The sequence below is a fragment of the Ochrobactrum sp. PL_is483 genome, assembly GCF_055816855.1.
Genome location: NZ_JBVPGS010000037.1, coordinates 100222 through 124776 on the forward strand (window position 1 = coordinate 100222; position 24555 = coordinate 124776).

Genomic DNA, 24555 nt, shown 5'->3' on the forward strand with positions numbered 1-24555 from the left:
CAATGGCAAAAGAAAAAGCCCGCCGAAAAGCGGGCTTTTCCATGTTCGGTCGAAACCGGAAAAGATTAGTTCTTTTCCTGCTTCTTCAGAGCGGCGCCGAGGATGTCGCCGAGCGAAGCGCCGGAGTCGGACGAACCGTACTGAGCGACAGCTTCCTTTTCTTCAGCGATTTCAAGCGCCTTGATCGAGACCTGCAGCTTGCGGGTCTTCTTGTCGAAGGCGATGACGCGGGCGTCGACCTTCTGACCGACCGTGAAGCGTTCCGGACGCTGTTCGTCGCGGTCGCGCGACAGATCCGAACGCTTGATGAAGCTTTCCAGATCGTGGTCGACGAGACGGACTTCGAGGCCACCGTCGGTAACGGCAGTCACTTCGCAGGTCACAACGGCGTTCTTGCGCAGTTCGCCGGAAGCTGCTGCTTCGCCGACCTTGTCGCCGGAAAGCTGCTTGATGCCGAGCGAGATGCGTTCCTTCTCGACGTCCACGTCGAGAACGACAGCCTTGACGACTTCACCCTTGTTGTACTCTTCGATGACCTGTTCGCCCGGACGGTTCCAGTCGAGGTCGGAGAGGTGAACCATGCCGTCAACGTCGCCGTCGAGGCCGATGAACAGGCCGAATTCGGTCTTGTTCTTGACTTCGCCTTCAACAACGGTGCCGACAGGGTACTTCTGGGCAAAGGTCGTCCACGGATTGTCGAGGGTCTGCTTGAGGCCGAGCGAGATACGGCGCTTGACCGGATCAACTTCGAGCACAACGACTTCGACTTCCTGCGTGGTGGAAAGAATCTTGCCCGGATGGACATTCTTCTTGGTCCACGACATTTCGGAAACGTGGATGAGGCCTTCGATGCCCGGCTCGATTTCGACGAACGCACCGTAGTCGGTGATGTTCGTGACTGTGCCGGTGATCTTTTTGCCGATCGGGTACTTCGCGCCGATGCCATCCCAAGGATCGTTCTCGAGCTGCTTCATGCCGAGCGAGATACGATGGGTTTCCTGGTTGATGCGGATGATCTGCACCTTGACCGTCTGGCCGATGGTGAGGATTTCCGACGGATGGTTGACGCGGCGCCATGCCATGTCGGTCACGTGCAGCAGACCGTCGATGCCGCCGAGGTCGACGAACGCGCCGTAATCGGTGATGTTCTTGACGACGCCTTCAACGACCTGACCTTCTTCAAGGTTCTGGACGATTTCCGAACGCTGTTCCGCACGGCTTTCTTCAAGAACGGTACGGCGCGAGACAACGATGTTGCCGCGGCGCTTGTCCATCTTGAGGATTTCGAACGGCTGCGGGACGTGCATGAGCGGGGTGACGTCGCGGATCGGACGGATGTCGACCTGCGAACGCGGCAGGAAGGCAACAGCGCCGTCGAGGTCGACGGTGAAACCACCCTTGACCTGATTGAAGATGACGCCGTCAACGCGCTCGCCATTGGCGAACTTCTGCTCGAGCTTGACCCAGCTTTCTTCACGGCGTGCTTTTTCGCGCGACAGGACAGCTTCGCCCAGAGCGTTTTCGATGCGCTCGACGTAAACTTCCACTTCGTCGCCCGGCTTCAGCGTGCCGTCCTTGCCCTTGGCGCCGAATTCCTTCAGCGGCACGCGGCCCTCGACCTTCAGACCGGCGTCGATGATCGCCATGTCCTTTTCAATGGCTACGATGCGGCCCTTGACGACATAACCTTCAGCAAGGTCGTTCGTGGCAAAGGATTCCGCCAGCAGCGATTCGAAATCTGCGAGGGATGGATTGAAATCTGACATGAATACTCCTGGTGCATCCGGAAAATTCATCGGATGCAGCGCCGGGGGTTAGTGTTGCGTTATGCCAGACCTCGGCCCCGTCTTTGCAGACAACCGGCGCGTGGAACGCGAAGTCAGGCTTTTCAGTATGAGTGCAGCCTATATAGGTCCGAACTCAGGATAATCCAGCTTTTCAGGGCACAAAGATATCCGAAAGGCTTGAAAACCTGCCGGATTTATCCCCTATGCTGCGCCAAAGCATGATCGATCAGCTTTTTTGCGGCCAGAAATGCCGCTTCTATACTCATTTCGCTCGTATCAAGCAAGTGCGCGTCTTCTGCGGGCTTCAAGGGAGAATCGATGCGGTTCGTGTCGCGCTCGTCGCGCTTCCTGAGGTCAGCGAGGATTTCCGCAAGATCGGCCTTGTCGCCACGCGCCACGATTTCCTCATAGCGACGTTCGGCGCGCACTTCCGGCGATGCCGTGACGAAGAGCTTTATGGCTGCATCGGGACAGACGACGGTGCCGATATCGCGCCCGTCAAGCACGCTTGAGGGGAGCGCATTGGCGAAATTGCGCTGCGCTTCGACAAGCGCCCGCCGGACCTTCGGCATGACGGCCACTTTCGAGGCAGCTTCGCCGATTGCATGCGCGGAAAGGACGGCCTTGTCCATCTCGAGCAGATCGAGATTGAGCGCGGCTTCTGCCGCTACCGCTTCGTCATCGAGCGGCAGACCCTTGTCGAGAAGCGCCTTGGCGACGGCGCGATAGGTCAGCCCCGTATCCAGATGCGGCATGCCGTAGTGAATGGCGATACGCCGGGCAAGGGTTCCCTTGCCCGAGGCGGCCGGTCCGTCGATCGCGACGATAAACGGCATCATTGCGCGCCGCTCAGTTCGATCTTCGCGCCCAGTCCCGGCATCATGTCCATGAATTCGGGGAAGGACGTGGCGATCATGGTGCTGTCATCGACCGTCACCGGCTTTTCCGATGCAAGGCCCATGACGAGGAAGCTCATTGCGATGCGATGATCAAGATGGGTTGCGACGGTGCCGCCGCCCAGTCCCTTGCCGTCGGGACGGCCACGGACTGTCAGCGACATTTCGCCTTCGGTGCAATCGACGCCATTGGCTTCAAGGCCGCGCGCAACGGCTGCGAGACGATCCGATTCCTTGACGCGCAGTTCGTCGAGACCGTCCATGACCGTTTCGCCTTCCGCGAAGGAGGCGGCAATGGCCAGAACCGGATATTCGTCGATCATCGACGGTGCGCGTTCCGGAGGAACGACGACGCCCTTGAGCTTCGAGGCCTTTACGCGCAGATCGGCGACGTCCTCGCCGCCAGCGAGACGGGCATTGAGCACTTCGATATCGGCGCCCATTTCCTGTAGTGTCAGGATCAGGCCGGTGCGGGTCGGGTTCATCAGCACGTTGCGGATGGTGACGTCCGAACCTTCCACCAAAAGGGCGGCCACGAGCGGGAAGGCGGTCGAGGAAGGGTCGCCCGGCACGTCGATGGTCTGGCCGGTCAGCTTGCCCTGTCCAACGATGCGGATATGGCGCACGCCATCCTTGTCGGTTTCGACCGTCAGGTCCGCGCCGAAGCCCTGCAGCATCTTTTCGGTATGATCGCGCGTCATGACCGGCTCGATGACGGTGGTGACGCCGGGCGTGTTGAGGCCGGCGAGCAGCACAGCGGATTTCACCTGTGCGGATGCCATCGGCACGCGATAGGTGATCGGATTGGCCGTCTTCGGGCCGATCAGCGTCAGCGGCATGCGGTCGCCTTGGGCTGCTTCCACCTGAACGCCCATTTCGCGCAGCGGATTGAGCACGCGGCCCATGGGGCGAGAGGTCAGCGAGGCGTCGCCGATAAAGGAGGTCTTCATGTCATAGGTGCCGACAAGGCCCATGGTGAGGCGCGCGCCGGTTCCGGCATTGCCGAAATCGAGCGCGGCTTCAGGCTGCAGCAGGCAGCCATTGCCGACGCCATTGATGATCCAGACATCGCCCTCTTTACGGATTTTCGCGCCCATGGCCTGCATGGCGCGGCCGGTATTGATGACGTCTTCGCCTTCCAGGAGGCCGGTGATGCGGGTCTCACCCGAAGCCAGACCGCCGAACATGAAGGAGCGGTGCGAGATGGACTTGTCGCCCGGAATGCGGATTTCGCCCGTAAGTGCCTCCGAGCGGCGGGCGGTTGCTGGTTTCGGGGATGCAGAATGGGACATGGATTTTTCACAGTCACATTTTTGGCGCGGACACGCGCCGGGATTGAGAGATAAGCGGGGCTTCCCTAGCATAGTAATATTGTGCGGTCATCCGCGAATACGCGGCGCGGGCGACACGGAGGCGGAAGAGTCTGCGTATGCGCGTGCGTTTGGCTTTGACAAACGCGCCAAATTGCGTTTATGCACCGGACAACACTATAAACGCGCTTAAGACTTGCCCCTTGCCATATGGTTCAGTGAGCAGCATGGTGATGGGCTGTATGCTTCGAGGCAGGCATCCCGGCGCGATATTATGAATTTGTGTCCCCGTGCAAATTAACGAGGCTAGACGTGGCAAAAGCTGAACTTGGTACCAAGCGTATCGACCCGGAAACGGGCAAGAAATTTTACGATCTCAATCGTGATCCGATCGTTTCGCCTTACACCGGCATTTCCTATCCGCGTTCCTATTTCGATTCCACGCTTGAAAGCCGTGTCGTTGAAGAGGAAACCGAAGAGGAAGAACTGGATACGGCACTGGAAAAGCCGGATTTCGTCTCGCTCGAGGATGCTGACGACGAAACCAAGGGCGGCGGCGACGATCTGCCGGATATCGACGACGACGATGTCGATCTGGGCGATGACGATGACGACACCTTCCTCGAAGAAGAGGAAGACGAGGACGACGATATGTCGGGCATCCTCGGCGGTGGCGTCGGCGGCGACGACGAAGAAGGCTGATCCATTCAGCCGCTCCGGATATGATGCTTTTGCGAGGCGGCCTTCGGGTCGCCTCGTTTCGTTTGGGCGCGTCTCGCGTGGAAGACTGACGCGATCTGTGAATTATTTTTGGCAGATGTGAAAAGAGTTGCGATTTAGCTCTTGATCTTCTCGCGAACGCCATTTAATAAGCCGCCACACCGGGCAGCAAGTCCTGCCTGGCCCACCTCGAAAGAGGTCTGATGGGGCCATAGCTCAGCTGGGAGAGCGCCTGCATGGCATGCAGGAGGTCAGCGGTTCGATCCCGCTTGGCTCCACCAAATCCTTCCTGAAATTCCAGAAGACATACCCCTATCCATCGACGCGATATCTGTCCTCGGACAGACGTGTTCGTGCGTCAAAATGATCTCGGTGACATTTAACCGGGTTTTTCGGGCATATGCGCTCGACAAATCCCAAAAAGTTGGTAAGTGAATTTCCAAAGTATTTCAGCATGGCTATTTCGAATGAGCAGGCTTCCTGATTTCGATGGGCTGCGGTTTTTATTGTGTATCGGAATCGCCGTCTTTCATTTTTCTTTCCGCGTTCCGGTGAAGAATGAAGTGTTGACTGAATTTATATTAGCTTTTTCTTATTTTACCGATATCTTCTTTATCGTTTCCGGGCTTTTTCTGGCAAGACGGCGAAATTATCTCTGGAGCTGGCCCCGATATGTTGCCTTTGTCGGAAAGCGGCTGGCGCGGATTTATCCGCTGCATGTGGCTGCTTTCTCGTGTTTCGCGCTGCTGTCCGCCCTCACGGCAGCGGGAATCCTGCGTCCCCAGATTGAGCCCAGCATGAGCTGGCGCGATGGGCTGACCCAGCTCCTGCTGGTCCATAATTGGGGGTTGGGACATACCTTGTCCTATAATTATGTCAGCTGGTCGCTGAGTGCTCTTTTCGCCATGTATCTGGCCTTTCCGCTGTTCGACCTGCTTTGCAGGCGGTTCGGAAGCTGGGTCCTTGTCGGCGTCATCGTTGCTGCTGTCGGTGGTGAATATCTGGCGCAAAGGCTTGGCGTGTTGTCGCTGACCCGCATTCAATTGTCCGATTTGGGCGTCTTCCGGGCCTTGCCTTCCTTTCTCTTCGGAATGTGGCTCGCCCGGCGGGAACACCCCGTAATGCCCGGCGCGGTCATCAAGACCTTGCTTGCCGTCTGCCTGATCGCCTTCCTGTTCTGTCATCCCGAAAATGGGCCGGGTGAACCCAATACGCTTGAAGGTCCATGGCGGCTCGCCTTCCTTTATGCGTGTATCTATGTACTTTATGCCGCGTCCAGTCAGGGCATCTACACCCCGCTGCAATGGCGAGGATTCACGAAGCTTTCCCGTTACAGCTTTGGCATATTCATTCTGCATCCGTTAGTGGGCATGATTTTCTTCAAGTTGACTGCGGATCGGTGGGGTGGCACGACGGCGGGCGCGGTTCTGGTCATTTGTGGGGCTGCTGTTGCCAGCGTATTGATTGCGGCCGCCGCCTATCACCTGTTCGAGAATCCGCTTCACCGCTGGCTGGTGAAAAGAATCGACACCTGGCTCGGCAGATACGAGCGCGGCTCTGCCGAAACCACGCAAGGCTGCCTGCCTGTCGTTCGATAGACAGCCTTGCCGGGTCGGTCAGGCGGTGCGCGTCGTGCCGCTATCCTGCCGCATCAGATAGAGCGATGCACCGACGATGAGGGCCGCTCCCGGCCAGAAGTTGATGCCGGGCGTGGCGGCAAACACGATCCAGCCGAAAATAACATTGATCGGCAGTCGCAGATCGTCGAACGGCTGCAGATAAACCGCATCCGCGATCGAATAGGCGGCAATCTGGAAATATTGCGCCAGGGCAGTGAAAGCGCCGATGACGATCAATATGGACCAGATCTCGACGCCGGGTGCGGTGATTGCCGACATGCTGAGGCCCGATGCCAGCCAGAGCGCCGCATTGATGGGGGTGAGCAGCACCAGCATATAGGCCGAAATGCTGGCGGGCTTTTCAAAGCGGGTCAGATATTTGGTCATCACCGAATAGCCTGCCCAGAGCGCTGCGGCGAGGATCGGCAGCAGTGAGTAGACCGTATAGGAATCCGACCACGGCGCGATGATGATTAGCGCGCCGACAAATCCGGCGAAGGTGGTGAGCAGGCGCGCCGGTGTCACCTTTTCCCGCAAAAACAGCCGCGCGCACAGAATGACGAAGAAGGGCGATGTCATGGATAGCGCAACCACCTGCCAGATCGGCACGTGGGCCAGCGCGTAAATCCACACCTGCACGCCAGCGGCGGCCAGTGCGACACGCACGACGTGGAGGCCGAGGCGGCTGGTGCGCAAGGCCCTTGCGCCATCGCGAATGAGCAGGGGCAATGTCAGCACCAGGGCGATCACATATTGCCAGAAGGCAATGATGACCGATGGAATGCCGGTGCGCGTTCCAGCCCATTGGGTGGCGACATTGACTGCGGCATAGGCCGAACAGGCCGCGACCATCAGCGCTGCGCCGCGCACGGTGGGTTTCAAAGTTGGGACAGAGGCAAGTTGGCTCAACGGTTTCTTCCCTTTTTCAAGCCTGCTACCTCAGGGTACGGGAAGAAAAACTGCAGGACGAAGACGGCAAGCCGTCCAGCCAGGCATGATTCCAACCTCGTTCTCTCTCATCCGGACTATGACCGTCGGCTTCGGATTTGCACCGAATCTGCTGACCCTGATACGTTTTCGTGTCAGGCGCTCGCGGGCTTCGGGTGTTTCACCCGTTACCGCCGGTGGGGAATTTCACCCCGCCCTGAGAACTGGATATTTCTTTTGCACCGGATGGCATGAAGTTGCATCCGATGCTGGCAATAAATAGGCCCCGTTTTTTCACAAGGCAAGATACTCACTGCTCGTGCGGCAATGATGCGCCCTGATGCCTTTTGCTGCGCCCTTGAGTGCCGTGCCATGGAAAAGCATGGACGGATCGGAAACTCTCTTTTAGAAATCCGTGACGGAGTTGATCGGGTGAGGGTCAGGCTCCGCCTGGTTCTGGGAGGAATGATGAGCACCAACGCAGTCCCCACGCAGTTTTCGCATGACCGCCCCCTGTGGCAGCCGGATGCGGGGCGCATCGTCGCCAGCAATCTGGAGCAGTTCCGCATTCGCGCCGAACAGCGCTCAGGCCTGAGCCTGCCGGATTATGCCGCGCTGCATCGCTGGTCGGTGGAGGATCGTGCCGGATTCTGGACGCTCATCTGGGATTTTTGCGACGTCATCGGCGACCGCGGCGGCAAGGCGCTGATCGATGAAGGTCATATGCGCGAGGCGCGGTTCTTTCCGCAGGCGAAGCTCAATTTCGCCGAGAATCTTTTGCGTTACAAAGGCGACGGAGAGGCGATTGTCTTTCGCGGCGAGGACAAGGTCGAACGCCGCCTGACGTGGAACGATCTTCACGCGCTGGTCTCCAAACTCCAGCAATTCATGCTGACCGAAGGCGTTCAGCCCGGTGACCGTGTAGCGGGCATGATGCCCAATATGCCGGAAGCGGTGGCGCTGATGCTGGCGGCAAGCTCGATTGGCGCGGTCTGGTCATCCTGTTCGCCGGATTTTGGTGTGCAAGGCGTGCTGGATCGTTTCGGCCAGATAGAGCCGAAACTCTTCTTCGCCTGCGACGGCTACTGGTATAACGGCAAGCGCATCGACGTGGCCGACAAGGTTGCCGAAGTGACGGCAAAACTGCCGGGGCTGAAGCGGGCTGTCATCGTCACCTATCTGGGTGAAGCGGACGCTGTCGCCGACAAGGCGGAAAAGGCTATTGCGCTCGATGCGGCCCTTGAGCCGTTCCGGGCGAAAGACGTCGAGTTCACCCGACTGCCTTTCGATCACCCGCTTTATATCCTGTTTTCCTCCGGCACGACGGGCATTCCGAAATGCATCGTGCATCGGGCGGGCGGCGTGCTGTTGCAGCATTTGAAGGAACACAGCCTTCACGCGGACTTACGTGAGGGCGACCGCTTTTTCTATTTCACCACTTGCGGCTGGATGATGTGGAACTGGCTGGCTTCCGGCATTGCCTCCGGCGCAACGCTTTTGCTTTATGACGGTTCGCCCTTCTATCCCGATGGCAATGCGCTGTTCGACTATGCGGCAGCTGAGCGCATGACCTATTTCGGCACCTCGGCGAAATTCATCGATGCAGTGCTGAAAGCCGGGCTGAAACCGGGGCAGACGCATGATCTGTCGGCGCTGCGCACGATTTCGTCCACCGGCTCGCCCCTGTCGCCGGAAGGTTTTGCTTTCGTTTACGAAGCGATCAAGCCGGATGTGCATCTGGCCTCGATTTCCGGCGGAACTGATATTGTCTCCTGCTTCGTTCTGGGCGTGCCGACCGAGCCGGTCTGGCAGGGCGAGATTCAAGGGGCTGGTCTCGGCATGGCTGTCGATGTCTGGGATGATGACGGCAAGCCGGTGCGCGGGCAAAAGGGCGAACTCGTCTGCACGAAGGCTTTCCCCTGCATGCCGCTGCAATTCTGGAACGATCCGGGCGACGCAAAATATCAGGCCGCCTATTTTGAGCGTTTCGACAATATCTGGTGCCACGGCGATTTCGCCGAATGGACCGGGCATGACGGCATCGTCATTCATGGCCGCTCCGATGCCACGCTCAATCCGGGCGGCGTGCGCATCGGCACGGCGGAGATCTACAATCAGGTCGAGCAGATGCCGGAAGTGGCCGAGGCGCTGTGCATCGGGCAGGATTGGGACAATGATGTGCGTGTGGTGCTGTTCGTGCGGCTTGCCGAAGGCGTGGCGCTCGATGACGACCTGAAAGCGCGCATCAAGGCCAAAATCCGCACCGGCGCGACGCCGCGTCATGTGCCTGCAAAGATCGTTGCCGTATCGGATATTCCGCGCACCAAGTCGGGAAAGATCGTGGAACTGGCCGTGCGCGACATTGTGCATGGACGCGAGGTGAAGAACCGCGAGGCGCTGGCCAACCCGCAAGCACTGGAGCTTTATCGCGATCTGGCAGAACTTCAGGAAAACTGATGCTCAAAACACTGCGAAATAAAATTTCGTCAAGCGGCAATAAATAGCCACAGAACGCCGCGCAACCCCATTGCCTATTTGACCGCCACGGGACACTCTGCCTTCAACATAAGCCATCTTGGTAAAAGATGGTCGCCGGGCAGAACTTGTGGAGGACGAGTATGTTTGCTTTGGGCCAAAATGGGGGCATAAACTTCGGTCTTGGCGAGGAGATCGAAGCCCTTCGCGATACGGTGCGCCGTTTCGCGGACGAGCGCATTGCGCCGCTTGCCGCTGAAACCGACCGCAATAACGCATTTCCCATGCATCTTTGGCGTGAACTGGGTGAGCTTGGCGTGCTTGGCGTCACCGCGCCAGAAGACTATGGCGGTGCTGGCATGGGCTATCTGGCGCATTGCGTGGCGATGGAGGAGATCAGCCGCGCTTCCGCCTCCATTGGGCTTAGCTATGGCGCGCATTCCAATCTCTGCGTCAACCAGATCACCCGCAATGGTTCGCCCGCACAGCGCGCAAAATATCTGCCGAAGCTTATTTCCGGCGAGCATGTCGGCGCGCTGGCCATGTCCGAGCCGGGGGCCGGTTCCGACGTCGTGTCGATGAAGCTTGAGGCGCAAAAGCGGGGCGACCGCTATGTTCTCAACGGCAACAAGATGTGGATCACCAATGGCCCCGATGCCGACGTACTGGTGGTCTATGCCAAGACCGATCCGGCGGCAGGCCCACGCGGCATCAGCGCCTTCATCGTCGAAAAAGGCTTCAAAGGGTTTTCGACAGCGCAAAAACTCGACAAGCTCGGCATGCGCGGCTCCAATACGTGCGAACTGGTGTTTCGCGATTGCGAAGTGCCCGCCGAAAACCTGCTCGGAACCGAGGGCAAGGGCGTCAATGTGCTGATGTCCGGCCTTGACTACGAGCGCGTGGTGCTGGCGGGCGGTCCGCTCGGCATCATGGCGGCGTGTCTCGATGTCGTGGTGCCCTATGTGCATGAGCGCAAGCAGTTCGATCAGCCGATTGGCGAGTTCCAGTTGATGCAGGGCAAGCTTGCCGACATGTATGTGATCTTCAACGCTTCGCGCGCCTATACCTATGCCGTGGCAGCAGCCTGCGACCGGGGCGAGACGACGCGCAAGGATGCGGCGGGCTGCATTCTCTATACGGCGGAAAACGCCACCCAGATGGCCTTGCAGGCGATACAGGCGCTGGGCGGCAATGGTTACATCAACGACTACCCGACCGGACGCCTGTTGCGTGACGCCAAGCTTTATGAAATCGGCGCAGGCACATCGGAAATCCGGCGCATGCTGATCGGACGGGAACTCTTTCAGGAGACCCGTTGATGGCGGTCCTGAAATCGGAAATTTCCACCCGAAGCGCCAGCTTTGAGGCCAACCGCAAGGCAATGCTGGCGGCAATCGATGTGGTGGCGGAAGCCGCTCGCCTTGCCATTGACGGCGGCGGGGAAAAGGCGCGCGAGCGTCATGTCGCACGCGGAAAACTGCTGCCGCGTGAGCGTGTCGCGCAATTGCTTGATCCGGGTTCGCCCTTTCTGGAAGTGGGGCTAACGGCAGGCCATGGCATGTATGGCGGGGCAGCACCTTCCGGCGGCATTATCACCGGCATCGGGCGCGTGTCGGGTCGCGACTGCATGATCGTCTGCAACGATGCGACGGTGAAGGGTGGCACCTATTATCCAGTCACGGTGAAAAAGCACCTGCGTGCGCAGGAGATCGCGGGCGAAAATCGTCTGCCCTGCATCTATCTGGTCGATTCAGGTGGTGCGAACCTGCCCAATCAGGATGAGGTGTTCCCGGACCGCGACCATTTCGGGCGCATCTTTTACAATCAGGCACAGATGTCGGCGGCGGGCATTCCGCAGGTCGCCGTGGTCATGGGATCGTGCACGGCAGGCGGCGCTTATGTGCCGGCCATGAGCGACGAGACGGTGATCGTGCGCAATCAGGGCACCATCTTTCTGGCGGGTCCTCCTTTGGTGAAAGCCGCGACCGGCGAAGTGGTGAGCGCGGAGGATCTAGGCGGCGGCGATGTCCACACGCGGCTTTCGGGCGTCGCCGATCATCTGGCCAATGACGATGCTCATGCCTTGCAAATCGCGCGCGCGATTGCCTCCAATCTCAACAGCGAGAAGCGTAGCTTTATCCCAAGAGGCGATGGCGCCGCGCCGCTTTACGACCCGGAAGAAATTCTGGGCGTTGTCTCGGCCGATACGCGCATCCCCTATGACGTGCGCGAGGTGATTGCGCGCCTTGTCGATGGTTCGGATTTCGATGAGTTCAAGGCGCGGTTCGGCACCACCTTGGTCTGCGGTTTTGCCAGTGTCTATGGCATGCCGGTCGGCATCATCGCCAATAATGGCGTCTTGTTTTCGGAAGCGGCGCTGAAGGGCGCGCATTTCATCGAGCTTTGCTGCCAGCGCAACATTCCGCTGGTGTTTTTGCAGAACATCACCGGCTTCATGGTGGGGCGCAAATATGAGGCCGAAGGCATTGCCAAGCATGGCGCCAAGCTGGTGACGGCGGTCGCCACGGCCAATGTGCCGAAGATCACCATGCTGATCGGCGCATCCTATGGCGCGGGCAATTACGGCATGGCCGGGCGGGCTTACTCGCCGCGCTTCCTGTGGACATGGCCGAACAGCCGCATCGCCGTGATGGGCGGCGAGCAGGCGGCAGGCGTGCTGGCGACCGTCAAGCGCGATGGGATCGAGCGCACCGGCGGCACATGGTCGGCGGAAGAAGAGGCAGAGTTCAAGCGCCCGACGCTCGAAATGTTCGAGCGCCAGAGCCACCCGCTCTATGCATCTGCAAGGCTGTGGGATGATGGCATCGTCGATCCGCGCAAGAGCCGCGAGGTGCTGGGCCTGTCGCTTTCCGCCACGCTGAACGCGCCGGTCGAGCCGACGCGTTTCGGCCTGTTTAGAATGTGAGGGGGCGCGGGATGAGGAAAAGTGTGAAGCGGTTTTCCGCCCGCATCCCGCGAGGGCAGGAATGATGTTCAAAAAGATACTGATTGCCAATCGCGGAGAAATCGCCTGCCGGGTCATTCGGACGGCGCGCAAGCTCGGCATTGCCACGGTCGCGATCTATTCCGATGCGGATGCAAATGCGCTGCATGTGGAGATGGCCGACGAGGCGGTGCGTGTCGGCCCCGCCATTTCGGCGCAAAGCTATCTGAATGTCGATGCGATCATCAAGGCCGCGAAGGAAACTGGCGCAGAGGCCATCCATCCGGGCTATGGGTTTCTCTCCGAAAATGCAGGCTTTGTGGATGCGGTTGAAGAGGCGCGCCTCACCTTCATCGGCCCGTCGGCCAAGGCCATTCGCGCCATGGGGCTGAAAGATGCCGCCAAGGCGCTGATGGAAAAAGCAGGCGTGCCTGTCGTGCCGGGCTATCACGGCGACAATCAGGATGGCGCCTTTCTCAAAAGCGAGGCCGACCGGATCACCTATCCGGTGCTCATCAAGGCGCGGGCGGGTGGCGGCGGCAAGGGCATGCGCCGGGTCGATCAGGCTTCCGATTTCGCCGCAGCACTCGACAGCGCGCGGCGCGAGGCGGAAGCCTCGTTCGGCGACGGCGCGGTGTTGATCGAAAAATACATGGCCAAGCCGCGCCATATCGAGGTGCAGGTTTTTGGCGACAATCACGGCAATGCGGTGCACCTGTTCGAGCGCGATTGCTCGCTGCAACGCCGCCATCAGAAGGTGATCGAGGAAGCGCCTGCGCCCGGCATGACGCGGGATATGCGCGCCGCCATGGGCGAGGCGGCGGTAAAGGCGGCGCTGGCGATTGGTTACTCCGGCGCGGGTACGGTGGAGTTCATCGCCGATGTGTCGGAAGGGCTGCGGCCCGACCGCTTCTTCTTCATGGAAATGAACACGCGGTTGCAGGTGGAGCATCCGGTGACGGAAGCGATTACCGGGCTTGATCTGGTCGAATGGCAATTGCGCGTGGCGTCGGGGGAGACGCTGCCGAAGCGTCAGGACGAACTTTCCATAAACGGCTGGGCTTTCGAGGCGCGGCTTTATGCGGAAGACCCGGCGCGGGATTTCCTGCCCGCCACCGGCAAGCTTGCGCTTTTTGCCCCGCCTGAAAATGCGCGTGTCGATTCCGGCGTGCGCGCCGGTGATACGATCACGCCGTTCTACGATCCGATGATCGCCAAGATCATCAGCCATGGCGCAACCCGCGATGAGGCGCTGAACCGGCTGGATGCGGCGCTTGGCAAGACCCGTATTGCAGGGCTGCTCACCAACCGCCAGTTCCTGTCGGCGCTCTGCAATCTCGACGCTTTCCGCACAGGCGATGTCGATACCGGGTTGATCGGACGCGAGACGGCAGCGCTTTTCACCGAAAAGCAGCCTTCGGATATCGCCTTTGCGCTGGCCGCGCTTGGTGCGCTCGATCTCCTGGATGCGCCGCAAGAAGGCGACCCATGGGCAAGCCTGCGCGGTTTCCGTCTATGGGGCGAGGCATCGCGCTCGGTTCTGCTCGATCATCACGGCGAGCGCCGCACGGTCAACTTTGCGGCCAGAGGCGGCAACCGTTTCAGCTTTGCTTTCGGTACCATCGAAATTCGTGAGCACAAGAACGGCCTCGTCCGTTTCGCCCTTGATGGTCGCGTATCGGAGGCGTCGGTCTCGCGCATCGGACATGATGTGACGGTGCAATTCGAAGGTCGCGACACCATATTTCATCATGTGCAGTCGATAGGCGCGGAGGAGGATGCCTCGAGCGAAAGCCGCATCCTGTCGCCGATGCCGGGGCTGGTGCGGCTGGTTTCCGTCGTGGAAGGTGCGAGCGTCGCCAAGGGCGATCCGCTGGTGACGATGGAAGCAATGAAGATGGAACTGTCACTGACGGCGCCGCGCGACGGCAAGGTCGCATCCGTAACCGTTACGGCGGGCGATCAGGTCAGTGAAGGCGCATTGCTGGTCGAGCTGGAGGAGCAACATGGCTGAACACGTTGAAATCGTCGAAATGGCAGCGCGTGACGGCCTGCAAAACGAAAAGCGTTTTGTGCCAACCGCCGACAAGATTGCGCTGATCGACCGCCTGTCGGATTGCGGCTATTCGCGCATCGAGGCGACGAGTTTCGTCAGCCCCAAATGGGTGCCGCAACTGGCGGATAGCCGGGAAGTCATGGCCGGGATCAGGCGCGCCGACAGCGTCCGTTATTCGGCTCTGGTGCCCAATATGAAGGGCTATGAGGCTGCCGCTGCCGCCAATGTCGACGAAATAGCGGTTTTCATTTCCGCCTCGGAAGGCTTTTCCAAAGCCAATATCAATTGCACGATTGCCGAAAGCATCGAGCGCCTGTCGCCTGTCATCGGTGCCGCGATCAATGACGGCCTGGCCATTCGCGGCTATGTGAGCTGCGTGGTCGAATGCCCCTATGACGGGCCGGTTACCCCACAGGCAGTTGCCGATGTGACCGAGCAGCTGTTTTCGCTCGGCTGTCACGAGGTGAGCCTTGGCGATACCATCGGGCGCGGCACGCCGGACAAGGTTGCCGCCATGCTGGACGCGGTGCTGGCCATCGCCCCGGCGCACAGCCTTGCCGGTCATTATCATGACACTGGCGGGCGGGCGCTCGACAATGTCCGCGTTAGTCTGGAGAAGGGCCTGCGCGTGTTCGATGCTTCCGTCGGCGGGCTTGGCGGCTGCCCATTCGCGCCGGGTGCGAAGGGCAATGTCGATACGGTGCTGGTCGCCGAAATGCTGCATGATCTTGGTTTCGAAACCGGTCTCGATATTCAAAAACTGAGATCGGCTGCACTTTTTGCGCAAGCGCTGCGTCAGGATAAAGCGGCCTAGGAGCAATTATGAGCGACTTCGAAACCATCCAGATTGCGGTCGACCCACGTGGCGTGGCGACGCTCACGCTGAACCGGCCCGAACAGCACAATGCGCTGTCGGGCTTGATGATCGATGAGCTAACCACCGCAGCGCTGCATCTGGGCGATAACGAAGCCATACGCATCGTGATCCTGACCGGCGCAGGCATGAGCTTTTGCGCGGGCGGCGATCTGGGCTGGATGCAGGAGCAGGTCAAAGCCACGCGTGAACGGCGCATTGAGGAAGCGCGCAAGCTTGCCCTCATGCTGAAAGCGCTGCGCGATCTGCCAAAGCCATTGATTGGACGCATCAACGGGCAAGCCTATGGCGGCGGCGTCGGTCTCATCAGCGTGTGCGATGCGGCGATTGGCGTTTGCGATGCGCGTTTTGGCCTGACGGAGACAAGGCTCGGGCTTATTCCCGCAACCATCAGCCCGTATGTCGTGGCGCGTATCGGGCAGGCCAATGCGCTGCGCACATTCACCTCGGCGCGGCTGTTCGATGCCCGGGAGGGGCGGCGGATCGGCCTCTTGCATGATGTGGTCGAGGTGGAGCGTCTCGATGCGGCGGTGGAGGAGGAGATAAAACCTTACTTTTCCACCGCGCCCGCAGCCGTCGCCGCATCCAAGCGGCTGGTCCATGCGCTGGGCGCGCCGATAGACGAGGCGGTGATCGACATGACGCTGACCCGCCTTGCCGATACATGGGAGACACCGGAGGCCGCGGAAGGGATCGCGGCCTTTTTTGCGAAGCGATCACCGACATGGAAAAAAGAGGGAGGAACGACTTAGGAGGAGGCGGTTTTTCGTTGTAGTTGCGGGTACTTGGCGCTTGCAATCGAAAGCCGGAAATGCATTCTTATTATATCATGAAAGCGCGCTCCCGTTCTGGAGCATGATTCCGAAAGGGCGGATGCAATTTCGGATAATATTATGGCTCTGGCCTCTTCGAGGCGGCGGTGTGGTGTGCTTTTGAAGCGCATCCCGAAACGTGTGAACGGTTTTCGGGCAAGATGCGCATTGATGCATATGATTTGGAGCGTCTGGCGCTCTAAATCGACCCTTTGAGATCATGCGATGAACAAAAGGGAGGGCCCGGCAATTCGGCAGCGCAGATGCGCTGAGATTTGACCGGCATGGGTTGTCTCGGGGCCGTCGGAGGACGCCGCCCCACCAAAGGAGAAAAAGAATGAACCTGAAACTTCTTTCCAGCGTGGCTTTCGCAGCCACTCTCGGCTTTGCCAGCGCCGCTTATGCAGACATCACCATCGGCGTGGTTGCACCGCTGACGGGTCCTGTCGCCGCTTTCGGCGATCAGGTGAAGAAGGGCGCGGAAACCGCCGTGGAAGTCATCAACAAGGCGGGCGGCATCAAGGGCGAGAAAGTCGTCCTGAAGTTTGCCGACGATGCCGGTGAGCCGAAGCAGGGCGTTTCCGCCGCCAACCAGATCGTTGGCGACGGCGTCAAGTTCGTCGTCGGCCCGGTCACGACCGGCGTCGCCATTCCGGTTTCCGACGTGTTTTCGGAAAACGGCGTGCTGATGGTCACCCCGACCGCCACCGGTCCTGATCTGACTGCCCGCAAGCTGGAAAACGTGTTCCGCACCTGCGGCCGCGACGACCAGCAGGCTGAAGTCATGGCCGATTACGTCCTGAAGAACTTCAAGGACAAGAAGGTTGCCGTGATCCACGACAAGGGTGCTTACGGCAAGGGTCTGGCCGACGCTTTCAAGGCGGCGCTCAACAAGGGCGGCGTCACGGAAGTCCATTATGATTCCGTCACGCCGGGCGACAAGGATTTTTCCGCGCTCGTCACCAAGCTGAAGTCTGCCGGTGCTGACATCGTCTATTTCGGCGGCTACCATGCCGAAGGCGGCCTGCTGTCGCGTCAGCTGCATGATGCCGGTCTCCAGGCCCTGGTGCTTGGCGGCGAAGGCCTGTCCAATACCGAATATTGGGCAATCGGCGGCACCAACGCGCAGGGCACGCTCTTCACCAACGCCAAGGACGCCACCAAGAACCCGGCCTCCAAGGATGCTATCGAAGCCCTGAAGGCCAAGAACATCCCGGCTGAAGCCTTCACCATGAACGCCTATGCCGCCGTTGAAGTCATCAAGGCTGGCATTGAACGCGCCGGTTCCGCCGACGACTCGGCAGCCGTCGCCAAGGCGCTGCATGACGGCAAGCCGATCGAAACCGCCATCGGCACGCTGACCTACGGCGAAAACGGCGATCTCAGCTCGCCGAGCTTCGACATCTTCAAGTGGGATGGCGGCAAGATCGTCGGCCTCGAATAAGGTGGTTGCCTGAAAGGGAGCGCATCCCGAAACGTGGAAAACGGTTTTCGGATAAGATGCGCGGTTCAAATAAACAGAAAAACGCCGGGGTTTGGCCCCGGCGTTTTTCGTTTGTGGTCAGGAGCCGGTAAAGCCGAGTTCGGCTTCGATAGCCTCAAATGTCTTGTCCATCGCGTAGGTGGGGCTCAGCGGAAAACCGAAATGCCCGTAGGCGATGGACAGCTGCCGTTCCGCTTTTCTTTCGCTGTCCTTGGCGATTGCCGCGACATAGAGCGCTGCGGCGAGGCCGGTGCGGTCGGCGCCGGATTTGCAATGGATGAGCACCGGCTTTTCCGCATTCTGCATGAGGGCGATCAGCTCTCTGGTTTGTGCAAGGTCCAGCGCCCGTCGCGATGACATGCCGAAATTGACGTGATTGATACCAAGTGTCTCTGCGGCTGCAATTTCTTCATCATACCATTTCGAACCGGGTTCGGCGCCGCGCAGATTGATGATGGTCTTGATGCCGTAAAGCTTCTGCAACGCAGCGATGCGCGCCGGGTCGGGCTGGTTGGAGCGATAGGCCTGCCCGGCAACGACGGCGTGGACATTGCCCTTATATTGCAGCGTATAAAGATAACCGCCCATGACGCTTGCGCCGATGAGCAGTCCAAGCGCGACAAGCCGGACACGAGTAAAGGACCAATCCATATATCTGCGAAAGAACGACATAGAGCCTCATTCGAATGAAATAATATAATAAAATAAACCGTCTGGAAATTTTCTACTTGGTTTTTGCGGGAAATATACTAAGAATTTGTCTTAATCTTGTCCGTACAGACAAGAATTTGATGTTTCTGTTTAAGTTATTTTTTAATTAGGGTCCCGCAGATGTGCGCGGGAAATTGTTGGAACAAGCGTCTGTCCGGGTGTGGGCGTCGGTGGAGCGGGCGGTTTTTCGTGGGCTTAAGCTTCGGTTAACCATGTCTGTTTAATCTGTGACCATGGATGGGGCAGTTAGCGGAGCAGGTTTATGCAGCGCTACAGATTTGACGATAAAAGAATTCTGATCGAGGCAATTGTCGAGTTGCTCAACCGGGGTGTTGAGCCTGACGAACTTGATCTCGTGCTGAGCCGGATCGGGCCGGTCGATCTCGATTTGATGCGGCAATGCCTGATCGAGGTATGGGACTACAATCATCCGGAACTGGCCGAAGCGCCGATGGCGGCCTGACGGCAAGTTCTGTGGGGGAGGCTTGAGGCATCGGCCCGCGGAGCGGGATGGATGCCGAAGGAATTGGGCGCGACGCGGCGCTCACATGAGAATACGGCGGTTGCAGGCAACGGTTTGTGGGCCGAAACTGTCGGGGCAGGGCCGGGTTGAGCCGGTTTTGGAGCGATCTGGCCGCTGCCCGCAATGTCATATTCCTGAAACGTAGACGGATTATATCCATATGCGTATCGGGAATTCACTTGGGATCGTGACCACGGATGTACTGGCGCAACTCAGGTGAAAGCGGAAGGTCGGGTTCAGCCCGGCCTTTTTCGCGTCAGTGCCTGCCGCCATTTCCGGCGACTGCGCGATCTTCTTCAATCACGGAAGACATTCATGATACGCCACATCGTTCTCATCAAATTCAGGCCCGAACTCGAAGCCGCGCAGATCGACGAGAGATTGCAGTCCGTCGTCGCGCTCAAGGACAAGATCGGCGGCATCCTGTCCATCACGGCTGGCGAAAACAACAGTCCTGAAAATCTCGAAAGGGGATTTCGCCACGGCTTCGTCGTGGATTTCACGGACGGCGCGGCGCGCGACGCCTATCTTCCGCATCCCGAACACGCGAAAGTCGGCAAAAGCCTCGTCGAAGCGGCCGATGGCGGCATAGAAGGCATACTGGTTTTCGACTACGCGATCTGAGAGCTTGTTCCAAAAGTCGCCATGCCGGTCTGCAAATGGTGCTTTTCAGCGTTCCGGTGCCCGCGTACCTTTAAGTACGCTCCTCCGGTACTCGAAGATCGCCATTTTCAACGCGGCCTGCCGCTTTTTGGTTCAGGCTCCGGGATTGCTGCAGCGATGCAGCCTACAATACCAGCCCGCCCACGCCCATGCGGGAAAGATCATCGGCGGAAAGCGCAATTCCCGCCATCAGGCGATCCAGCACGTGGTCGAGGCTGTTTTCGCGGGCGCTGCGGGCCGATCCGGGCGCGGCGACGATATATTTTCCGCCGTGCCGTCCCAGGACCAGCAGATTGCCGGGATCGACCGGCATGCCGATGCGCAGGATTTCGCCCCCTGAAATACGGATCGATTGCGGCACGATATCCGCTTCGTCGGCAACCGCCGAAGCGCTGAAAATCACGATGATGTCGCAGGCCCTGCCCACATCCGCGATTGCCGCAGCCAGCGCCGCCTGATCGTGCGCGACGCGCTTTTCGCAAACAAGCGTCCCGCCGTTCCGGGCCGCGCGCTTTTCCATCAGTTCGCGGGTCTTCTCCAGAACCGTCTCGCGGATCGAGGGGAGACGCGACTGGATCAGGCCGACCTGCGCGCCATTGAAGGGATAGACATGCAGCGCGGGCCGCACATCAAGGCCGATTTCATGCAGCAGGGTCTGCGGCACGGCAAAAGGAATGATCTTGACGGTGGCGATCATCTGCCCGGCTTCCACCCGCACATGGTTGCGCAGCGTCGCGATGGAAATGCGCGCATCATGCGCGTTGATGGCATCGATACTGCCTGCATCGGCTGAAAACACGCCATTCTTCCGGGCATGCAGGTTGACGCGCCCGGTGGTGGCATTGCCGATTTCCACATCAGCGGACGCGACTATGCGCGCGATGGCAAGTGCCGCCTCGTCCTCGCCGATATCGCCCTGTTCCAGACGCGCGGCCAGAACCGAACTGACACCCGCCTCCCGCAGCAGGGCGAGGCTGAGCGCATCGAGAACCGTACCTTTACGCAAGGTGAGCGCACCCGCGGTCGTCGCATAACCAAGGATTGCACCTTCGGCTTCATCGAGCGGCATTTCGGCAAATATCATCTCTACCCCCAATTCCCTCGTGAATATCCAATAAAACATAAACCGGGTAGAGCGAACCCCGGACGATCAGGATTATGCGTTGGAGGGCGCCTGTTAAACCCGCGTGGCGATTGAGCATTTTCATGAATTGGGTGAGAAATACGTAGGGGCCCGTCTGCGGCGGATTCGGTAAAATCCCATCACAATCCCGTTTATTCAACGGAAAAACAGTGGTTTTCACCTTGCAAACCCCGTGCGTTGGGCCTATTGGCACCGCGCATCCGATGGCCAGCGCCCCAGCCGGCCGATCCGTCGGAACATCGATCCCTGATCGGGAGATCGATCATTGCACCAGACATTGCCTGACAAGTGGCCCGCATCAGCGTCAGCCTCGATTATTCATACAAAATGCCCGTTTTTGGGCGCGACATTACGATCCAGCACAATTTTCGTCAGACACGTGACAAACGCGGTTATTCGTTATAACGGTACTTTTGGAAATTTCAGAATTTACCGAAAACTAGGAAATGACGCATGCGCCGGAGATGACACTCTGCGCGCAGGATGGAAAGACAAATGAAACACGGCACCCCCCGGACGATCGTTTCGTTCGCCGTCATGGCCCTCACGGCGTTTCTCGCAGGCTGCGAGAACCAGGTCCTGCTTTCTCCGAAAGGGGAAATAGGCATGGCAGAACGCGATCTCATCTTCTTTGCGACCGGCATCATGCTGCTTGTCGTGCTTCCCGTCATCTTCATGACGCTTTACTTCGCATGGAAGTACCGCGCCTCGAATGAAAAGGCGGATTACCAGCCCGACTGGCATCACTCGACCAAGATCGAGCTTGCCGTCTGGCTCATCCCGATGGCGATCATTGTCGTTCTGGGCACGGTCACCTGGATCAGCACGCACAAGCTCGACCCGTATCGTCCGCTGGAATCGAACGCGAAGCCGATCAATGTCGAGGTCGTCGCGCTCGACTGGAAATGGCTTTTCATCTATCCCGATCAGGGCATCGCCACCGTCAACGAGATGGCAATGCCGGTCGATGTGCCGGTCAACTTCAAGCTGACCTCCAGCAACATCATGAATTCCTTCTTCATTCCGCAGCTCGGCAGCCAGGTCTATACCATGCCGAGCATGCAGACGAAGCTGCATCTGGTTGCCAATCACGAAGGCGAATTCGATGGCATCTCGGCCAATTACAGCGGCCAGGGCTTTGCCCAGATGCGCTTCAAGGCGCATGCCTACAATCAGGCCGACTTCGACAAGTGGGTTGCCGACGTGAAGGCCAAGGCAAATGGCGAGGAACTGAACGGCACGCGCTACGGTTCGCTGGTGCAGCCGAGCGAAAAGCATCCGGTGCAGTTCTTCACCTATAATGACAAGGCGCTGTTCCACAACATCGTCAACCGCTGCTGGGACGGCAAGTCCGTCTGCCTCGACGATGAAATGCATCGCCAGCAGATGATCCGCGAAGCGCGCGCCAATCTGCGCAAGTCTTCGCCTGTCGATTTCAGCCAATGGGCGAACGACATCATCTGCGCCGTGCAGCCGCAGCGCCTGTCGCAGCTAGCAAACTGATTTGCCGATGGCGCCGTGACCCCGCAGGGGTCGCGGCCATCCGCATTCAATCCCTTGTTTCACGCGGTTCCGGAAAGATGGCGCTCTTGCGCCGCCCCGGAATTGCTCCAATCGAAGCGTGATAAAAATGTTCGGAAAACTTACGCTCGAAGCGATACCCTATCACGAGCCAATCATCATGGTCACTTTGGCCGCGGTGGCTGGCGGGGGGCTCGCTCTTCTTGCAGCCATAACCTACTACCGCAAATGGGCGCCGCTCTGGAACGACTGGCTCACCTCCGTCGACCACAAGCGCATTGGCGTGATGTATATCATTCTGGCGCTGGTGATGCTGTTCCGCGGCTTCTCGGATGCGGTGATGATGCGCGCCCAGCAGGCGCTTGCCTCCGGCGCCAATGAAGGCTTCCTGCCGCCGCACCACTACGACCAGATCTTCACCGCCCATGGCGTGATCATGATCTTCTTCGTGGCGATGCCCTTCATCGTCGGCCTGATGAACTTTGCCGTGCCGCTTCAGATCGGCGCGCGCGACGTGGCTTTCCCCTACCTCAACTCGCTCAGCTTCTGGCTGACGGTTGCCGGTGCGATCCTCATCAACATCTCGCTCGGCGTCGGCGAATTCGCCAAGACCGGCTGGCTGGCCTATCCGCCGCTTTCCGGCAAGGAGTTCAGCCCGGATGTCGGGGTGGATTACTATATCTGGGCCTTGCAGATTTCCGGTATGGGAACGCTGCTTTCCGGCGTCAATCTCATCACCACCATCATCAAGATGCGCGCGCCCGGCATGGGCATGATGCAGGTTCCGGTCTTCACCTGGACCGCGCTTTGCTCCAACGTGCTGATCGTTGCGGCCTTCCCGATCCTCACCGTCACGCTGGCGCTTCTGTCGCTCGACCGCTATCTGGATTTCCACTTCTTCACCAATGATGCCGGTGGCAATCCGATGATGTATGTGAACCTCATCTGGATCTGGGGCCACCCGGAAGTCTATATTCTGGTTCTGCCGTGCTTCGGCATCTTCTCGGAAATCGTGGCAACCTTCTCCGGCAAGCGCCTGTTCGGCTACAAGTCGATGGTTTACGCCACCGTTGCCATCACCATCCTGTCGTTCCTGGTCTGGGTCCACCACTTCTTCACCATGGGTGGCGGCGCCAATGTCAACGCCTTCTTCGGCGTGGCGACCATGATCATTTCCATCCCGACAGGGGCGAAGGTCTTCAACTGGCTCTTCACCATGTATAAGGGTCGCGTGCGCATGGAAACGCCGATCATGTGGACCATCGGCTTCATGTGCACCTTCGTCGTCGGCGGCATGACGGGCGTTCTGCTCGCTGTTCCACCGGCAGACTTCGTGCTGCACAACTCGGTGTTCCTGATTGCCCACTTCCACAATGTGATCATTTCGGGCGTCCTGTTCGGTTGCTTTGCCGGTGTCGTCTACTGGTGGCCGAAGGCTTTCGGCTTCAAGCTGAACGAACGTCTGGGCAAGAACGCCTTCTGGTGCTGGCTCGTCGGCTTCATTCTTGCCTTCATGCCGCTCTACGTGCTCGGCCTGATGGGCATGACCCGTCGTCTGAACCACACCGAAAACCCGGCATGGCACATCTACCTCATCGTTGCCGCCATCGGCGTTGCGATCATCCTTTGCGGCATCGTGTTCCAGGTTCTGCAGATCGCCCTCTCGATCCGCGACCGCGAAAAGCTGCGCGATACCAATGGCGACAGCTGGGGCACGGGCCGCACGCTGGAATGGTCGCTGGCTTCGCCGCCTGCCTTCTACAACTTCGCCGAAGTTCCGCATGTGCGCGATCACGACAGCTGGTGGGATATGAAGCAGAACGGCTATGTGCGCCGCACCGAAAAGTTCGCGCGCATTCATATGCCGAAGAACACCGGCACCGGCTTCATCATCGGCATGCTGAACATTCCGCTCGGCTTTGCCCTGGTCTGGCACATCTGGTGGCTGGCAATCGCCTCCGCCCTCGCTGTGCTGGCCGTTGCCATCGCTCACTCCTTCAATAATGACAGGGACTTTTACGTCTCGGCCGAAGAGGTGCAGGAAGTCGAAGACCTCCGTACCCGGCAACTGACTGCTCAGGAGGCCTGAT

The 24555-nt window shown here is 59.2% G+C and carries 19 protein-coding genes, 1 tRNA gene and 1 riboswitch; of the genes, 14 read left to right on the forward strand and 6 right to left on the reverse strand.

Annotated elements, in window-relative coordinates; all coding sequences use genetic code 11:
• Positions 1 to 65 precede the first annotated feature (65 nt).
• From rpsA to aroA, 3 genes are all read right to left on the reverse strand, one after another.
• A complete protein-coding gene (gene rpsA, locus AC0TNJ_RS14215; RefSeq protein ID WP_121981345.1) occupies positions 66 to 1766 on the reverse strand; it encodes a 30S ribosomal protein S1 in 1701 nt (566 codons plus the stop codon).
• A 215-nt stretch (positions 1767 to 1981) separates the two neighbouring features.
• Positions 1982 to 2623, reverse strand: a complete 642-nt coding sequence (gene cmk, locus AC0TNJ_RS14220; RefSeq protein WP_473771620.1) for a (d)CMP kinase — start codon at positions 2621 to 2623, stop codon at positions 1982 to 1984.
• Complete coding sequence (aroA, locus tag AC0TNJ_RS14225) at positions 2623 to 3975, reverse strand: 3-phosphoshikimate 1-carboxyvinyltransferase (protein ID WP_473771457.1); 1353 nt, start codon at positions 3973 to 3975, stop codon at positions 2623 to 2625. The genes cmk and aroA overlap by 1 nt, the downstream gene beginning before the upstream one ends.
• Before the next feature lie 330 nt (positions 3976 to 4305).
• Here aroA and AC0TNJ_RS14230 point away from each other — a divergent pair, with 330 nt between their 5' ends.
• From AC0TNJ_RS14230 to AC0TNJ_RS14240, 3 genes are all read left to right on the forward strand, one after another.
• Positions 4306 to 4695 (forward strand): TIGR02300 family protein, encoded by a 390-nt coding sequence (locus AC0TNJ_RS14230; RefSeq protein WP_006471224.1) that lies wholly within the window; start codon positions 4306 to 4308, stop codon positions 4693 to 4695.
• A 223-nt stretch (positions 4696 to 4918) separates the two neighbouring features.
• Positions 4919 to 4994, forward strand: a tRNA-Ala gene (locus tag AC0TNJ_RS14235).
• Between the two features lie 186 nt (positions 4995 to 5180).
• Positions 5181 to 6311 carry an acyltransferase family protein gene (locus AC0TNJ_RS14240; RefSeq protein WP_473767442.1) on the forward strand — a complete coding sequence of 377 codons (1131 nt, stop codon included), beginning with the start codon at positions 5181 to 5183 and terminating at the stop codon, positions 6309 to 6311.
• Positions 6312 to 6329: 18 nt separating this feature from the next.
• Here AC0TNJ_RS14240 and AC0TNJ_RS14245 read toward each other — a convergent pair whose 3' ends face one another.
• The gene (locus AC0TNJ_RS14245) at positions 6330 to 7241 is read right to left on the reverse strand and encodes a DMT family transporter (RefSeq protein ID WP_473771458.1); all 912 of its coding nucleotides are present in this window, start codon (positions 7239 to 7241) and stop codon (positions 6330 to 6332) included.
• A 95-nt stretch (positions 7242 to 7336) separates the two neighbouring features.
• Positions 7337 to 7488: riboswitch (FMN riboswitch) on the reverse strand.
• Between the two features lie 239 nt (positions 7489 to 7727).
• Between AC0TNJ_RS14245 and AC0TNJ_RS14250 the strand changes: the two genes are divergently transcribed.
• From AC0TNJ_RS14250 to AC0TNJ_RS14280, 7 genes are all read left to right on the forward strand, one after another.
• Positions 7728 to 9716, forward strand: coding sequence for an acetoacetate--CoA ligase (locus AC0TNJ_RS14250; RefSeq protein ID WP_473771459.1), 1989 nt, complete (start codon positions 7728 to 7730; stop codon positions 9714 to 9716).
• Between the two features lie 188 nt (positions 9717 to 9904).
• Entirely contained in the window at positions 9905 to 11053 is a 1149-nt protein-coding gene (locus AC0TNJ_RS14255; RefSeq protein ID WP_473771621.1) for an isovaleryl-CoA dehydrogenase, read from the forward strand.
• Positions 11053 to 12660, forward strand: a complete 1608-nt coding sequence (locus AC0TNJ_RS14260; protein WP_473771460.1) for a carboxyl transferase domain-containing protein — start codon at positions 11053 to 11055, stop codon at positions 12658 to 12660. Before AC0TNJ_RS14255 ends, AC0TNJ_RS14260 begins: the two co-directional genes overlap by 1 nt.
• A 64-nt stretch (positions 12661 to 12724) precedes the next feature.
• A complete protein-coding gene (locus AC0TNJ_RS14265; RefSeq protein ID WP_473771622.1) occupies positions 12725 to 14692 on the forward strand; it encodes an acetyl/propionyl/methylcrotonyl-CoA carboxylase subunit alpha in 1968 nt (655 codons plus the stop codon).
• Complete coding sequence (locus tag AC0TNJ_RS14270) at positions 14685 to 15548, forward strand: hydroxymethylglutaryl-CoA lyase (protein ID WP_473771461.1); 864 nt, start codon at positions 14685 to 14687, stop codon at positions 15546 to 15548. Before AC0TNJ_RS14265 ends, AC0TNJ_RS14270 begins: the two co-directional genes overlap by 8 nt.
• A gap of 8 nt (positions 15549 to 15556) precedes the next feature.
• The gene (locus tag AC0TNJ_RS14275) at positions 15557 to 16360 is read left to right on the forward strand and encodes a crotonase/enoyl-CoA hydratase family protein (RefSeq protein ID WP_473767437.1); all 804 of its coding nucleotides are present in this window, start codon (positions 15557 to 15559) and stop codon (positions 16358 to 16360) included.
• A gap of 397 nt (positions 16361 to 16757) precedes the next feature.
• Positions 16758 to 17864: a branched-chain amino acid ABC transporter substrate-binding protein gene (locus AC0TNJ_RS14280; protein ID WP_122002955.1), complete on the forward strand. Its 1107-nt coding sequence runs from the start codon at positions 16758 to 16760 to the stop codon at positions 17862 to 17864.
• Between the two features lie 117 nt (positions 17865 to 17981).
• Here the strand turns inward: AC0TNJ_RS14280 and AC0TNJ_RS14285 are convergent, their stop codons facing one another.
• Positions 17982 to 18575, reverse strand: coding sequence for a tyrosine-protein phosphatase (locus tag AC0TNJ_RS14285; protein WP_473771462.1), 594 nt, complete (start codon positions 18573 to 18575; stop codon positions 17982 to 17984).
• Between the two features lie 301 nt (positions 18576 to 18876).
• Between AC0TNJ_RS14285 and AC0TNJ_RS14290 the strand changes: the two genes are divergently transcribed.
• Both AC0TNJ_RS14290 and AC0TNJ_RS14295 read left to right on the forward strand, forming a co-directional pair.
• Positions 18877 to 19077, forward strand: coding sequence for a hypothetical protein (locus AC0TNJ_RS14290; RefSeq protein WP_151660294.1), 201 nt, complete (start codon positions 18877 to 18879; stop codon positions 19075 to 19077).
• Positions 19078 to 19452: 375 nt separating this feature from the next.
• Positions 19453 to 19761 carry a Dabb family protein gene (locus tag AC0TNJ_RS14295; RefSeq protein WP_122002958.1) on the forward strand — a complete coding sequence of 103 codons (309 nt, stop codon included), beginning with the start codon at positions 19453 to 19455 and terminating at the stop codon, positions 19759 to 19761.
• 163 nt (positions 19762 to 19924) lie between these two features.
• Here the strand turns inward: AC0TNJ_RS14295 and AC0TNJ_RS14300 are convergent, their stop codons facing one another.
• Positions 19925 to 20884 carry a molybdopterin-binding protein gene (locus AC0TNJ_RS14300; RefSeq protein ID WP_473771463.1) on the reverse strand — a complete coding sequence of 320 codons (960 nt, stop codon included), beginning with the start codon at positions 20882 to 20884 and terminating at the stop codon, positions 19925 to 19927.
• A 555-nt stretch (positions 20885 to 21439) separates the two neighbouring features.
• Between AC0TNJ_RS14300 and cyoA the strand changes: the two genes are divergently transcribed.
• Together cyoA and cyoB are read left to right on the forward strand one after the other, a co-directional pair.
• A complete protein-coding gene (gene cyoA, locus AC0TNJ_RS14305; RefSeq protein ID WP_473767434.1) occupies positions 21440 to 22447 on the forward strand; it encodes a ubiquinol oxidase subunit II in 1008 nt (335 codons plus the stop codon).
• Positions 22448 to 22574: 127 nt separating this feature from the next.
• The gene (gene cyoB / locus AC0TNJ_RS14310) at positions 22575 to 24554 is read left to right on the forward strand and encodes a cytochrome o ubiquinol oxidase subunit I (protein WP_473771464.1); all 1980 of its coding nucleotides are present in this window, start codon (positions 22575 to 22577) and stop codon (positions 24552 to 24554) included.
• Position 24555: the final 1 nt, after the last annotated feature.

Bases quoted from the DNA above. Each gene is read 5' to 3' on its own strand.
- AC0TNJ_RS14250 (WP_473771459.1), top strand. From the start codon at position 7,728: ATGAGCACCAACGCAGTCCCCACGCAGTTTTCGCATGACCGCCCCCTG.
- rpsA (WP_121981345.1), bottom strand. From the start codon at position 1,766: ATGTCAGATTTCAATCCATCCCTCGCAGATTTCGAATCGCTGCTGGCG.
- AC0TNJ_RS14285 (WP_473771462.1), bottom strand. From the start codon at position 18,575: ATGTCGTTCTTTCGCAGATATATGGATTGGTCCTTTACTCGTGTCCGG.
- AC0TNJ_RS14265 (WP_473771622.1), top strand. From the start codon at position 12,725: ATGTTCAAAAAGATACTGATTGCCAATCGCGGAGAAATCGCCTGCCGG.
- cmk (WP_473771620.1), bottom strand. From the start codon at position 2,623: ATGCCGTTTATCGTCGCGATCGACGGACCGGCCGCCTCGGGCAAGGGA.
- AC0TNJ_RS14270 (WP_473771461.1), top strand. From the start codon at position 14,685: ATGGCTGAACACGTTGAAATCGTCGAAATGGCAGCGCGTGACGGCCTG.
- AC0TNJ_RS14260 (WP_473771460.1), top strand. From the start codon at position 11,053: ATGGCGGTCCTGAAATCGGAAATTTCCACCCGAAGCGCCAGCTTTGAG.
- cyoB (WP_473771464.1), top strand. From the start codon at position 22,575: ATGTTCGGAAAACTTACGCTCGAAGCGATACCCTATCACGAGCCAATC.
- AC0TNJ_RS14290 (WP_151660294.1), top strand. From the start codon at position 18,877: ATGCAGCGCTACAGATTTGACGATAAAAGAATTCTGATCGAGGCAATT.
- AC0TNJ_RS14295 (WP_122002958.1), top strand. From the start codon at position 19,453: ATGATACGCCACATCGTTCTCATCAAATTCAGGCCCGAACTCGAAGCC.
- cyoA (WP_473767434.1), top strand. From the start codon at position 21,440: ATGAAACACGGCACCCCCCGGACGATCGTTTCGTTCGCCGTCATGGCC.
- AC0TNJ_RS14280 (WP_122002955.1), top strand. From the start codon at position 16,758: ATGAACCTGAAACTTCTTTCCAGCGTGGCTTTCGCAGCCACTCTCGGC.
- AC0TNJ_RS14300 (WP_473771463.1), bottom strand. From the start codon at position 20,884: ATGATATTTGCCGAAATGCCGCTCGATGAAGCCGAAGGTGCAATCCTT.
- aroA (WP_473771457.1), bottom strand. From the start codon at position 3,975: ATGTCCCATTCTGCATCCCCGAAACCAGCAACCGCCCGCCGCTCGGAG.
- AC0TNJ_RS14240 (WP_473767442.1), top strand. From the start codon at position 5,181: ATGAGCAGGCTTCCTGATTTCGATGGGCTGCGGTTTTTATTGTGTATC.
- AC0TNJ_RS14275 (WP_473767437.1), top strand. From the start codon at position 15,557: ATGAGCGACTTCGAAACCATCCAGATTGCGGTCGACCCACGTGGCGTG.